Source organism: Brevibacillus sp. HB1.2 (assembly GCF_013332495.1).
GTDB classification, from domain to species: domain Bacteria; phylum Bacillota; class Bacilli; order Brevibacillales; family Brevibacillaceae; genus Brevibacillus; species Brevibacillus porteri.
Genome location: NZ_JABMIU010000001.1, coordinates 38,254 through 51,673, shown reverse-complemented (window position 1 = coordinate 51,673; position 13,420 = coordinate 38,254). Strand labels below are relative to the sequence as shown.

14 protein-coding genes are annotated in these 13,420 nt (G+C 42.5%); 2 read left to right on the top strand and 12 right to left on the bottom strand.

Going from position 1 to position 13,420, the window contains the following annotated elements:
* Positions 1-4: 4 nt before the first annotated feature.
* Entirely contained in the window at positions 5-436 is a 432-nt protein-coding gene (locus tag HPY28_RS00265; protein ID WP_173621904.1) for a hypothetical protein, read from the bottom strand.
* A 150-nt stretch (positions 437-586) separates the two neighbouring features.
* Here HPY28_RS00265 and HPY28_RS00260 point away from each other — a divergent pair, with 150 nt between their 5' ends.
* The gene (locus tag HPY28_RS00260) at positions 587-1,345 is read left to right on the top strand and encodes an SDR family oxidoreductase (RefSeq protein ID WP_017248891.1); all 759 of its coding nucleotides are present in this window, start codon (positions 587-589) and stop codon (positions 1,343-1,345) included.
* Positions 1,346-1,392: 47 nt separating this feature from the next.
* Here HPY28_RS00260 and HPY28_RS00255 read toward each other — a convergent pair whose 3' ends face one another.
* From HPY28_RS00255 to HPY28_RS00225, 7 genes are all read right to left on the bottom strand, one after another.
* Positions 1,393-1,758 (bottom strand): MerR family transcriptional regulator, encoded by a 366-nt coding sequence (locus HPY28_RS00255; RefSeq protein WP_017248892.1) that lies wholly within the window; start codon positions 1,756-1,758, stop codon positions 1,393-1,395.
* Between the two features lie 76 nt (positions 1,759-1,834).
* On the bottom strand, positions 1,835-3,034 hold the full coding sequence (locus HPY28_RS00250; protein ID WP_173621906.1) for an MFS transporter: 1,200 nt from the start codon (positions 3,032-3,034) through the stop codon (positions 1,835-1,837).
* Between the two features lie 253 nt (positions 3,035-3,287).
* On the bottom strand, positions 3,288-5,801 hold the full coding sequence (locus tag HPY28_RS00245) for a DUF4097 family beta strand repeat-containing protein (RefSeq protein WP_174229831.1): 2,514 nt from the start codon (positions 5,799-5,801) through the stop codon (positions 3,288-3,290).
* A 558-nt stretch (positions 5,802-6,359) separates the two neighbouring features.
* Positions 6,360-7,121, bottom strand: coding sequence for a CsxC family protein (locus tag HPY28_RS00240; RefSeq protein WP_174229830.1), 762 nt, complete (start codon positions 7,119-7,121; stop codon positions 6,360-6,362).
* 98 nt (positions 7,122-7,219) lie between these two features.
* On the bottom strand, positions 7,220-8,095 hold the full coding sequence (locus tag HPY28_RS00235; RefSeq protein ID WP_173621908.1) for a hypothetical protein: 876 nt from the start codon (positions 8,093-8,095) through the stop codon (positions 7,220-7,222).
* 218 nt (positions 8,096-8,313) lie between these two features.
* On the bottom strand, positions 8,314-8,973 hold the full coding sequence (locus HPY28_RS00230) for a helix-turn-helix transcriptional regulator (protein WP_174229829.1): 660 nt from the start codon (positions 8,971-8,973) through the stop codon (positions 8,314-8,316).
* 13 nt (positions 8,974-8,986) lie between these two features.
* Positions 8,987-9,601: a superoxide dismutase gene (locus tag HPY28_RS00225; protein ID WP_174229828.1), complete on the bottom strand. Its 615-nt coding sequence runs from the start codon at positions 9,599-9,601 to the stop codon at positions 8,987-8,989.
* 224 nt (positions 9,602-9,825) lie between these two features.
* Here HPY28_RS00225 and HPY28_RS00220 point away from each other — a divergent pair, with 224 nt between their 5' ends.
* Positions 9,826-10,548: an EAL domain-containing protein gene (locus HPY28_RS00220; protein WP_174229827.1), complete on the top strand. Its 723-nt coding sequence runs from the start codon at positions 9,826-9,828 to the stop codon at positions 10,546-10,548.
* Between the two features lie 28 nt (positions 10,549-10,576).
* Here the strand turns inward: HPY28_RS00220 and HPY28_RS00215 are convergent, their stop codons facing one another.
* From HPY28_RS00215 to HPY28_RS00200, 4 genes are all read right to left on the bottom strand, one after another.
* Entirely contained in the window at positions 10,577-11,119 is a 543-nt protein-coding gene (locus HPY28_RS00215; RefSeq protein ID WP_174229826.1) for an NAD(P)H-dependent oxidoreductase, read from the bottom strand.
* A 91-nt stretch (positions 11,120-11,210) separates the two neighbouring features.
* On the bottom strand, positions 11,211-11,648 hold the full coding sequence (locus tag HPY28_RS00210) for a MarR family winged helix-turn-helix transcriptional regulator (RefSeq protein WP_017248902.1): 438 nt from the start codon (positions 11,646-11,648) through the stop codon (positions 11,211-11,213).
* Positions 11,649-11,766: 118 nt separating this feature from the next.
* A complete protein-coding gene (locus tag HPY28_RS00205; protein WP_017248903.1) occupies positions 11,767-11,955 on the bottom strand; it encodes an alpha/beta-type small acid-soluble spore protein in 189 nt (62 codons plus the stop codon).
* 64 nt (positions 11,956-12,019) lie between these two features.
* Complete coding sequence (locus tag HPY28_RS00200) at positions 12,020-13,414, bottom strand: DNA primase (RefSeq protein ID WP_174229825.1); 1,395 nt, start codon at positions 13,412-13,414, stop codon at positions 12,020-12,022.
* Between the last annotated feature and the right edge of the window lie 6 nt (positions 13,415-13,420).

The following is a 13,420-nucleotide window of genomic DNA, read 5'->3' as shown; positions in this document are numbered from 1 at the left end:
AAAGCTATTTATCTTTATCTCGATCCTCTTTTAATTGACTTATCCATTTTTCTATTTGTTCCTCATCGAAAATGATGATTTGGCTTCCATTCTGAGGTCTGTCCACCCAACATTCTCCGATCTCAATTGCTGTATCGATTGTCTCCTCGTCTGTTTTCGTAAATAAATCTTCTTCATCTGAGCGCCATCTAGACCAAAACAGCCAACACCATTTTGCCATTTCTTCATGGGAAAGTTTACTTGTTCTTGATTTTTCAAGTAGTCGAAGAAGACTCTCTTTGTTGTGAGGAAAATCCTCCAGGTTGATCATGAACACGACAGCCACTTCCATTTCAAATTTGAATCCAAGCCGCAACGCCCACTCATTATACCAAAAATAGCCAAGCCATTCGACTGCAACCCAATTGTTGATGGGATCGTGATATGCATTTTCCATCTACGCAAACAGACACTCGTTGGACGAGCCTAGTGTCTTTTTATGTCTACCTTCTAAATACTGATGCCAAATCTCACTTGACCTTCACATTAGCGTGAACGTTTAGACTACATGCAGAAAGATAACTCATTCACTAAAGGAGGAACAAAAATGAACAACTATACAGGGAAAAAAGCAGTCGTAACTGGAGGTACACATGGCATGGGCTTGGCCGTGGCAAAAGCATTGCTGGCAGGCGGCGCCGAGGTCATCGTCTCTGGTCGCAATCCGAAAAATGCCGAAGAAGCAAAACGTGAGCTGGGCGAACGGGCACATGTTGTGGTGTCTGATGTATCGAACATGAAGGATGTGCAAGCATTCGGAGACGATGTGGAAAAGCATTTTGGCAAGATCGATTTTCTCCATGTGAATGCAGGCACTTCCATTCTGGAACCGTTTTTGGAAGTCACTGAGGAGACCTACGATCGGATTTTTGAGGTAAATACGAAAGGGGCATTTTTTACCGTCCAACGCTTGGCGCCGCTTATTCATGAAGGAGGTGCGATCGTTTTTACATCTTCTGTAGCAGATGAAGGCGGCTACCCCGGCATGAGCGTTTACAGTGCATCCAAAGCGGCATTGCGTTCCTTGGCCTCCGGGTTTGCGGTGGAGCTGCTAGACAAGGGTATTCGCGTCAATGTCGTGAGTCCCGGTTTCATTGATACGCCTTCCATGGGAGTTGCCGGATTCACAGATGCAGAACGCGCTACCTTCCAGGAGCTTGGCGATAAGGTTACACCAATGAAACGTCATGGTTCATCAGAAGAAGTGGCGAAAGCCGTGCTTTTCCTCGCCTTTGACGCTACCTTTACGACTGGTGCGAGGTTAACTGTGGATGGTGGTATCGGGCAAAACCTACATTCGTTGTAATAAGACGGCCCCGAAGCAGCTGATCACTTCGGGGCCGTGACTATGAACTAGCTCGTAACCTTTTTTCCACGGGTAATGGATATTTGCCTCTCGAGCGTTTTCTTCCACTCCTGGAGTGCCTCAATCTGTTCGTTCACTTTTCTGAGCTTTTGTTCGTAAATCGCCAGCATTTCCTCGCAATATTCGTAATCATCGGGAGATGCTGCTTCCCCTCTGAACAACGTTCTGATTTCATCCGCCGTTAACCCCAGCTTCAAGTAAAGTTGAATCATCTTGACGCGCTTGACTGCCGATTCATTGAAATGGCGGTAATCATTTTCTAATCGCTCTGCCTGTAGCAAGCCCTTTTCTTCATAATGACGGATCGACCGGGTACTGACATTGGTTAATTGGGATAACTCGCTTATTTTCACGGAGCAAAGGACCTCCTCGTATGAGTATGCTATCCCCATTATATGCCAGAATGTCAGGTATCCATATCGTTTTTGATTACGAATCTATCATTGTATTTTCGTTGATTTTTGACCTGCTTTTGACGAAAAGCAATGTCGCTCCCATCAGCATCACAACTAATGCTACTACGGCAAAAGGCAGGTGCTTATTCAGCTGGTACAGGCTTGTGCTGAGAATCGGTGCGATGACAGCGGAAATTCCTTGGACCGATGCCACAAGTCCCGCTACGCCTCCTTGCTGTTCACGAGCAACAGCAAGGGAAGCCCCTGCCATAAACCCTGGCATCATAAGCCCAGCTCCAACACCAAACAAGAAAAATGCTACGTAATAGACGATCACATTGATAAAGAAAAGAAAGAGAGCCAAGCTGATTAGTAAGAGCACTGCCCCAAAAAGAATGAGCGATCTTGGTTGCCATTTTGGATTTTTCATTTGCAGTCCTTGTGTGACAATCATCGCTACACCAGAAATCATAAGGCCTACTGATAACATTCTGGCGGTTTCCTTTGTTGTCAAAGACAACTGATCCTGAAAATAAAATCCTCCAACGACTTGTAAGGTGATAATGCTGAGCATCGTTGCCAAACCGGCAAACAAATATAAGGGGAGACCTTTCTGAAAAGGTTTCACCTTGGGAGGTTTTTCGTGAATAATGGGTTTTTGAGCTGGAATCAAGAAGCACACGATACCTAATGCGACAATCGGCAACACTGCACCAATGTATAACGGCCAAATCAGACCGATTAGCGCAAAGGCGGCAGCAATCGCTGGACCAAGAACGAGACCCATCCCATTGGCTGCACCGATTAAGGCCATTCCTGCCGCTCGACCATTTTCGCTCGTGACATCCGCTATATACGCCTGCGCTGCAGATGGAACCGCTGGGATAAACATACCGATCAATCCGCGTGCCACAATAAGCAATACAACGAGTAGCCCGCCACTTATTACCTGCGATAATCCTGCGTACATGGTCGCTGTGAACAAGACATAACTCACAAACATTCCGAGGAAACCAATGACAATGACCGCTTTCCTTCCTTTGAGATCGCTTAACCGCCCCCAGACAGGTGCCATCACCGCCATTGCAATAGAACCGAGTGAAATAATGAGGCCAGAGTGAATTTCACTGAGGCCTAATTCACGTATAAGCGGCGGCATTACGGGGGCAATAATCATCAACCCCACCATCGCCACAAATACACTCAAAAATATACTAAAACGGATTCGAAACATCGCACATCCTTCTCCTTCCAAAGCGCACGCTTTTTAATAAAAATGGTAAAAGAAATGCGTGACCGCTACTACCTAAGAACGGAGAGTTTATGCCCCGAAACGGATTTTGTTTGTGGTTAGTCTTGGGAAATAATAAAAATCCATCACGAAGTTCTGAAAAAAAGATAGCCTTCACCTAATTTGCTTTTGCAAGGTGTAGGACTATCTTTTAAATGGTGCTCTTCTCCAGAAAACATAAGCTAGAAGAAAAAGTTTATATGTGAACTCCAGAATTTTTTACATGATAAATAATATTTGATCGTTCTATAGAGTCAATATCAATAGGCGGGAGTAAAATACTATCACCTAGAAGGGTTAACGAAGGAGTTTTTGCGTTAGCTGAATTGGTAGCATTGATATGAAGTGCACTTACCCCGACATAAGTTCCATCAACTATTTCATCCATTAATTGGCTGTCTGTAAGGATAACTTTATCAGAAGTGACATTTCCTGTTGATTCAATATTTACATTTCCACTCGACATAGAAATAGATTCACTTACATCTAAAATTTCATCCATTAATTCACCATCTTTTATGAGAACCTCGCTTAGTTGAGACCCCTTTTTGTCGAAATTTCCTGTATCATTGATAGAAACATTAACGCTACTTCGTATACCATTAGCTGCATCTACTATCTCATCAACTAATTCACCACCAATAATTTCAAGTTTATTTCCAGAAACTTTAGCCGATGAGGTCATGGTAAGATCCATAACCGTATTGGTAAAATCATCCTCAATATCCACAGTTTCATCAATAAGTTCACCTTCGATAATTTTTACTTCTTCACAATCTATATTACTAGTATTGTTCAGATTTATTTTTATGGTAGACGCATTAGAAATTTCACTATCAATTACCTCGTCAACTAATTCACCTTCTTCAATAAACAACTGTTTCCCATAAAAATTGGAAGAATCATTAAAATTTATTTGAATATTCGAAGTATAATACCCCTCACCGTCTAAGGTTTCATCAATTAACTCACCTTCATAAACAGATAATAGGGGACTAGTAACATTTGAAGTCCTTAATAAATTTACATGTACAGTTGAAGTATACATATTTTCCATATCAAGCATTTCATCAATAAGTTCACCATCTTTTACTTCTACCTTAGTCAGTGCATTAACGTTTCCAGTATCAACAAATTTCACTTCAATTTCACAAGAATTAATGTCTTCAGAGTCAATTAATTCATCGATTAATTCACCATCCATAATGGTAATTGATTTTGATGATACGTTGCTAGAATTTTCAATATTAAGATTTATTTTGCTATTCGAGATGACTCTACCATCTACAATTTCATTAATTAATTGCCCTCTATATATTCTAAGTCTTCCCATATTTTCCCCTGGTTTCGATTTAATATTAGCGCTATTGTTAATATTCACATTAATATCTTCAGAGTTAATAGTTGTGGAACCTGAATCAGAAAGTACGTTTATAACACTTTCAATCAAACTTCCACCCCCAATATGTAATGTAGAGTCATTATTAGCTAAAGTAACATTTGCTGAATTATTGATATTTACGTTTACACTACTTTTAGAAGCAATCGTCCCAATTATTAAATCTTTAATGAAAGCAGGCTCTATAGAAGATGTATCTTCAAGAAGATTATCATTTTCATCGTAGTTTTTTTCTCCTACAATAAGAGTATTGAAAAGTTCTACATTGGCGCTATTATCAATATTTATCGTAACTGAGGCGCCTTCCCCTATATTTCTAATTAAACTAGGGATAAGTGAACTTGAGTCTGTATCAAAATGAAAATTATCAAATGTTGAATTTTTATAGTTTGAAATAGAAATGACTATATTTGAATTTGGTTCTATATCAATTGGTGTTGGTGAATGAAATGGAGTTTTTTCGCCACCATCTTTTTGTATATAAATGCCCTCATACCTATTACTCATTGAACTGAGTCTAAGCGAGGGAGAAGGGATAGGCAGTTCTTTATCATAGGTTACGTTTCCAGAGCCAGTTTCTTTAAGAATTAAGTCCCCGACTCTTTCAACATTTATATCACCGGATCCATCATCAATAATAACTTTTTGTGTAACATTTTTAACAGTAATAGTACCAGCATCATTTGTAATATCAACATGACCATGGACTCTGCTAACATAAACATCGCCGGATCTATCTACTATTTTTATGGAACTATTCACATTTCTTAAGTCAATACTACCAGAGCCATCCTCTATATCTAATGTTTGATTTGAGCTTGGAGCATCCAAAAGGTTACGATTATTGACTTTTATATTCCCTGATTTGTCTTTTATTGATAAATTACTAGTATTTTCAATATAAATGTCTTCTTCATTATCCATAATAGATACTTCTCCAGAAAGATCATATAATTCAAGGATGCTTTTATTATCAACAATTTCGATATTTAAGTAGGGTGGCAAAGTAATTAATAAATCGATTATTTCTTTTTTTTCAACCTTTCGATTTATTGATAAATATGCTATATCCTTATCTTGCGTTAAATTAAAGTCTATATTATCAGGATTATTGATAGTTGTTAAATGAGCATCTATAGAACTAGCATTAGGAGTGCCTCGAATCGTAAGTTTGTTGATTGAAGAATGAATAACCAATTTTGTTATATTGTTTTGAGATATAGGCAATTGTTTGGCATAGGTAAGATCTGGAGTGATAAAGATAGAAGTCAAAAATAAGATAATAAGAAGAAAAAATGAGATTTTTTTCATAAAGCCCCTCCTGGTAAAATTTGGTTTTTAAGTAATTATATAATTAAATGTGTAAGGTGAGGGGTATAAAAATGTTAATTTTAAGAATAATCACTCTTTAGACAAAGAAACATCCCTGCTGAGACGGCAAACTTCAACCCATGCAGCGTGATGGAGCGGACCATTGCTTTCGATGTTACGACTTGATCATTCAGCCTGTTTTCAAGCAACCATGACTGCTGCTGGACAGGCTTGACACCAACTGCACCAACTGTAATCAGGTAGCCTACTTCATTCTGTGATTGTGATGCCGCTAATGAGGCTACCCTTGCCCCGTTTCGGCTTCTTGTCGATACTTTTCCCGTTCAGAAGAGTTGGACCCGTGTACCAACACAATTGCAGGATGTTTACCTGAAGCATTCGGAATCAGAAGCGTACCTTCCAATACCATTGTTCCGCTGGCATTCTAACGTACTGAAGTGCTTTGTTCATTGGGTCGCCCTTCCTTTCCATAAAAAAAGAGACTGCCCAGTGCCATTATCGCTTCTGGATAGTCTCATAGGTTCTATGTTGTTTGTACTACCATTTTTTCTTAGGAGGACAAGGTGGCGGAAATGTCGGTTTTGGTGGGGGTGTTGTTGGAATAGGAACTTGTTGATCTTGCAAAACCTTCAGACCAATACGCAGGACGATTTTTTCACGAACGGTCGAGAATGTTCTGGTTGTGTCTTTGCAACGCTTACTTTCCAAACCGATGTCTAATTCGGTGAATTCCGTGAATAACAGATCACAAAACGGTCTCTCGTTGTAAACTTTTCGATTGCCGAACAAACCTACGTTAATCTTTGCCGCATGACCCGATTTATTCAAATATTCGCCGTGTGACTCAAAATCTGGTGCCAGTTGCAAAGTCGGTCCTGTAGCCGGAAAGGTCAGATCCGTACAGAAATCGAATGGAATCAGCGCCGTTGTATGCCGTACATCACCGCATACAGCAGTTCCCGTTGCTTGATCGACTGTGGTGTACTCGATATGTTTGCGAATAAAACCACTGACAAACAACTTTGCAGACAACGGGCTGAATGTGGGAACTAGCTCACATTGCTCTAGAATGACACTCTTTAATACCCGAACGATCTCCAGTGCAGGCTTCTCCAAATGGACATTAGCCTCCACACATACGACAGCAGCCGTTTCTGCCAACGTTACAGGTACTTTAATCGTTTTAGGAAAAGTGGTTTCGGTTGAAGCCATTCCAAACATACGGGCGTTTTCCACCCTGCAGCTATTTTGCGTTACTTCAGTTTGGCCACATTTGCAGCCATCACCATGTATACCCATTTTTACTCACTCCTTTATTAGCCACCTACTCTCTTTATATTATATGGACTAGATTCAACATGGATTTGGCTAATGCCAAGCGTTATCGGCCCTTTTTTCTAGAACAGACTGTTTACCTTCTTCGTTATGTATGGGGGCGGAACGGGAACCAACTGCTTCCGATACCACCATACACGACCGCTAATGGTTGCCAAGCCGCTGAACCCCTTCCATCCTGATTGCGAATGGGTGAGCGGATCTGCCGTGATGTTGATTTGCCAGTCCCCCGTTTCTACCCATCTATTGGTCGGACAAGCTGGTGCTGTAAGGAGAATGGCACTTGTTCCTACATTTTCTTTGGGCAAGGAAGGTCGTAATACTGTCGAGGTAAAGGGAATGCGAATCGTTTCATGCTCTACTTTTTGCGAATGGACAGTGAACCCCAAACCCTTGATTTCCACCTCACCTGACAGCCAGACAATCTTTTTGCTATCATCGTGGCGAACGTGTTGGACATCGATCTTACTTTGACATTCCATCTCTTTCCAATCAAGCTTCCAGGGCACGCGTAAGGAATGGACCCATTCTACGTCCCAAATTTCTTCTAGGAAAGCAACCTGCATGAACGATTGACCCGCCTTTTCCACGTAGACTACCTTTGCTTGAATCAGTTCTTGCTGAGGTCTGTTGTTTTCTTGCATAAGATCCTTGGCATCCATGGAGGTGGGAGAAGTGGACTGTGGTGTGACTTGTTCAGTAGCTGTCTGATTGACCGGAGTCCGGGGCGCGTGGTTTCGTTTGCCCTTCGGTTTCTTGGAGCGATACAATTTCTGCTTATCCATGGCACCTACCTGACGCTGCATCTGTTCCTTCGGTGCGACAAAGAGGAGCGGGAGTGATGCACTCGACTTTTTCAAGGTGCCTCGATGGTTAAGAATTGGCTTTCTATTCTTAGGATTTTTCTTGTCAATCGGCATGTCCTCACTCCTTTCCATCCAAATACTCCTCCCTTTATCCATACGTGATCGCCCGTCAGGTTGTATAGACACTTGCCCTTTCGGTAAACAATTCGTCTTCCCATGACAAAAAAGAACAACCCTCTCCCTAAAACCCGAGAAAGACGTTGCCCCGCCTTGCCAAAATGATGAATTACCGACCGCCCCCCTTGCTTACAAGAAAAAGACATCCGCCCATGTAACGGATGTCTTGCTCACTACGATTCTTCATGGCTGAGCTTATCTTTTATCAGGTAACGGCATTTCACTTGTCCTTCCGCCATACACGAAGTGCGTTCTACATGCGCGTCTACTAGCGACTCAAACAAGGAGATCTCGCATTGACATGCTTGGCGATAGCCAATGGCTACTTGTAGGAGAGGACAATTTGCTTCTTCGAGCGTATACAAACCATCTCTGATTTTTTCCAAGTGAGGCATGTATCCTTCTTCCTTTTGTATGCTCGCCAACGTTTTCACTCGCTGGTCAAAACCTTGACCTCTCATTATCTCTCGATAGGTTTGCAGCATCCGCGCCTTTCGCTTCTCAAATAATTGATCGACGAAAGTTTCCCCATACAAATCCTGAATACCCGCCACCATCTCTGTAGCTAAATCGCTGTAGTGACGCGGAAATAATTGTTCAGCAGTATTCGTTAGATGATACACATAGGCTGGTCTGCCTGTTCGTTGGCGAACGATTCGAGATTCGATATACCGTTCCCTATGCAAAACCTCTAAATGCTTACGCACCGCGACTTTAGTTATGCCGAGATGCTTTGACAGTTCCTGTACACTAACCGAACGGCGCTTCTTAAGCAACACCAAAATTTCTCGACGTTTTTCCTGTTCTTGAAAATAGACCGCATGTCTGTTCATGGCTGGACCTGCCTTAGCGGATTGCTTCGTTATACAAACGATTGACTTCCTCCCAGTTGACCACATTCCACCACGACGAGACAAAATCAGGGCGTTTACTTTGATACTGCAAGTAATAAGCATGCTCCCACACATCTACGACCAATATCGGCGTTTTCTTCTCCATAAAAGGAGTATCCTGATTGGGCGTGCTCGTCACTTCCAACTTGTCTCGGTTGACAACGAGCCATCCCCATCCTGAACCGAAACGACTGACAGCTGCTTTTGTCAATTCATCCTTCATTTCCTCAAAACTTCCGAAATACTTGTCGATTCCTTTCGCAATATCCCCTGTTGGTTTCCCTCCGCCAGTCGGACTCATGATCGACCAATACAAGCTGTGTCCATAATGCCCACCCCCATGATTTCGAACTGCCATGCGAATGTCTTCCGGGATATCCTCCAAGTTACTGATTAGTTCTTCGACCGAAGCATTCCTGAACGGCGAGTAGTTTTCTAGCGCCTTGTTTAAGTTGGCCACATACGTTGCATGATGCTTTCCGTGATGAATTTCCATCGTTCTCGCATCGAGGTAAGGTTCCAGCTCATCATAGCGATATGGCAGTTCCGGTAACGTAAAGGCTTCCATTTCCTATTTCCTCCAATCTTGATTGTCGGTTACAAGCCTAGTTTACAAGATGAAAAATATTTTGTACACATCCAATTTTGTTTCCTTAATGCAAAACTCAATTGCGCATGAAGCTTGCATTGCAAACAACACCGCTATATTGTAAAATATCGACAACTTATCTTTCCTTAAGGAAACAATTTTTCTTCAAGTCAAATCTTTGGTGCAGGAAGGAATATGATTCCATGAACGTTGTATTGGCAAAGGAACCGCCATATCCTGTTTTTCAGCCCCTGGTGCATCTGACGACAGGGCAATTTTTCGGGTACGAAGCACTTCTTCGATCCTCTACACGCCACTCACCAGCATTCCTTTTTCGAAAGGCTCGTGCAGAAGGACACTTGTATGAATTGGATACGTTGTCGATGAAAACAGCAATTGAATCATACTTTACGAGTGTGACTATTCACGATCATGTCCCGCTCTTGTTCATCAATGTGTTTCCTTCTACGTTGTTGAATCCTGCTTTCCTATCGTTTATTACCGAGGGCTTGTTTGGGTCGTGGAACAGTCGAATTGTCTTGGAGATTAACGAGGCCAATGAAGAAGACAAGATGTGGGAGATAAGATTGTTGGGACAAAAAATACGTGAGCTGCGTCAGCATGGATTCCTGATCGCATTAGATGATATCGGCTCGGGTGCCGCGTCATTAAAAAAGATTGTGGAGTATGAACCAGATATCGTTAAGCTCGACAGGTACTTCGGCAAGCAATTGTCCTCCATGCCGAATAAGCAAAAGCTCGTCTCGCTTTTCGTCCATTACTGCCAAGATCAAACGCAGCTGGTACTGGAAGGAATCGAGGAGCCGGAAGACTTATCTGTCGCTTTGGCACTTGGCGTACCTGTTGGTCAAGGGTTTTTGCTGGGGCACCCAGAACCACATCAAGCCATACAAAAAAGACGATGAAAACTTTCTCATCGTCTCTCGTGTCTGATTATTTTCCTACCGGCTCCATGGAAGCGTTCAGTGCATGAGCCACATATTCTTCTGCACTGTGCTGAATTTGTTCATCCGAAGCCCCCAATACCCCTTGGAACAAGAATGGTTTCAAGAATTTCATTCCCGTTAAATTCGCCATCGCATGCAGCGGTTTGATCAGTTCGCTGATGGAATAGTAGTTGTATCCTTCACGTTGATAAGCGTCCCCAGGTCCGCCCGTAGAAATCGCGAGGAGAAGCTCTTTTCCATGCAGCTTGTCTCCGTCAGATCCGTAAGCCCAACCATACGTCAACACAGCATCCTGCCACTGTTTCAAAAGGGCTGGTGTGCTGTACCAGTAAAGCGGAAATTGAAAGATGATACGGTCGTGCTCTTGCATCAGCTTTTGCTCTTGTTCAACATCGATCTGGAAATCTGGATAAGCAGCGTATAAATCGTGAACCGTTACGCTTTCTTCTTTTTGCATTCTTTCCCTCCATGCTTTATTGATACGAGATTGAGACATGGTAGGGTGTACTGCGATGACGAGAGTTTTCATGGATATCCTCCAAACGTTATTTGTTTGTACATACAAATTACCAGAAGGGGCAGGACACTGTCAACGCTCCTGCTCCTTACAAATGCTGGAATCAAGAATCAGACTCGTTCGTTTCCAGCATTTCGACTGTTTCGTGAATCATCTGTGTGACTGATTTTGCCTGAGCTTCTCCAAGCAATGCCACATAGCTTTTGTACATATCTGTAATGGCTTCCTCTATGTTCACTTGAGCTTCCCGCCCTTTTTTCGTAGGCAAAACGAAGATGTTTTTCCCCTCTACTTCTCGCTCCAGAAATCCTTTTCCAACGAGTTTATCTACAAAACGAGTAATCGTTGATGGTGTCATATGAAGAATTTGCGCCAATTGGGTCGGGGTCACTTTCTCCTTTTCGTTTACAGCCAACATGAGATACGCATGAGTAGGAGAAAACCCATAACGCTGGAAGGATTCCTCCGCCATTTTCGTGATCACACGGGATAAACGATTGGAAGTGAAAAACAAACAGTGATGCAAATTGTCGCTATTCAAGCCAAGAATCCCCCTATTGCTGTTCTTCGGTCCATGCGACTATCTCGTCGCTCCCCCCTAACTATACGCGATATTTCGGACAAATGTAAGCGAAAGAAAAATCCCTCACAAGGAGGGATTACAGACGAAACATTTGTTGTTCCGCGTATTGTACTAAACGCTTTGTCATTTCTCCGCCGACAGAGCCATTTTGGCGTGCCGACGTATCTGCGCCCAACTCGACTCCAAATTCAGCAGCGATCTCGTACTTTAATTGATCAAGTGCTGCGCGAGCTTGTCCAGAAACTAAGGAATTCGAACGTGCCATTGCTGTTCACCTCTGGTTGTGATTGATGGAGTGATGGTAGTATATGCAGATTATGGGAGTGTATTCAAACATGCTCCGAGCTTAATCTTTGTTCTTTAGAAACCACGCCACTCACCATGTAAACTGGCACGCCTTCCTCCGGATACACTTTTCTCGCAATGTTCGTTTGCTCCCATTTTTCTAATACCTTCGCCGCTTCATCCATGGTGATTCTGGCATTGTAAGCCAACTCGTAAACAGCTAAAGCACCGCCCTTCTTCGTAGCTACTTGCAGTGCGATTCGCTCCATTCTCTCTAGCTCCGGTTTTTGTGTGAAGACAAAATGACCGTAGATCCCTCCTATGATGGTACAAGCGAGAATGAAAATAAGGCTGTTCCAATGTACAAGAGCATAGCCGCCTACAAAGCTGAATAAAAATGCTAAACAGCTAAACAGCAGAAATCTCGACCTTTTATCGATCCATTCAGGGATCGGATCATACTCTTCGTCATATTCGCACACTTCCGACTCATCCGTATAATTCGGAAAGAGATAAATGATTCCCCCGTCTTCTTGATGCGTAATCGAGCAGTAGTTTCTTTTGTGCCATTTATCGATCATGGGCTCCATCGATTGATAGCTTTCATGCGTATAATAAGGAATCTCTTTCGGATTGAGTTCCCCTTCCTTATCCATGACATACCTCAAAACATCGTGTTCCGAATGGCGTTGATCCGCTTTTCGATGGGAGGACAATAGGTAACGTCCGATAAAAACGAGAAAGATAAGTGCAGTAATTGCAGCATAGAGATACTCGCTCACGTTTAGTAAGATCTGTTCTTCGGAGATCACAATCAATGTGCCGATAACTGTAATTAATACAGCACGAACGATTCTTTTTTTGCGTATGCGCTGCGATTGTTCCAGCTCTTGTGTTTCCTCATCATCATATTCTGTGTCCTCCTCATCATACTCTGAGTCCTCATCATCATACTCTGAGTCCTCATCATCATACTCTGAGTCCTCATCATCAGCCTCCTCGTTGTCGTCACTTTCATAAGGCATTTGTCCATATACGTGATCATCCAACTGATAGACGGCCATATTGCCAAGTAAGGAGGAAGTCCTCAGAACCTTTCGGTGTTCCATCTCTTTTAGAATTTTCTCACACTGCGATAGCGGCAACTGCGATTCCAGAGCAAACGATGCAACAGAGACGACTCCATGATTACGATTGGCGACCGTCATTGCAACAGCTTGCTGTGTTCGTTGCATTTGCTTTTTTTCCAGCCTTTTTCCTTCCATGTAAAACAACGCGTAACCAATGGAAATGAGACTCATAAAGATTGCTAAGAAGATTGTGTTGTCTAAGACTCGATAGATTCCATCAATGACAAAAAAACCAGTAAGCAAAGCAAGGATGAGAAAAAAGCCAACAACATAAAAAAGAATCACTAACCTACCAAAAAATTTAATCATTCGCCG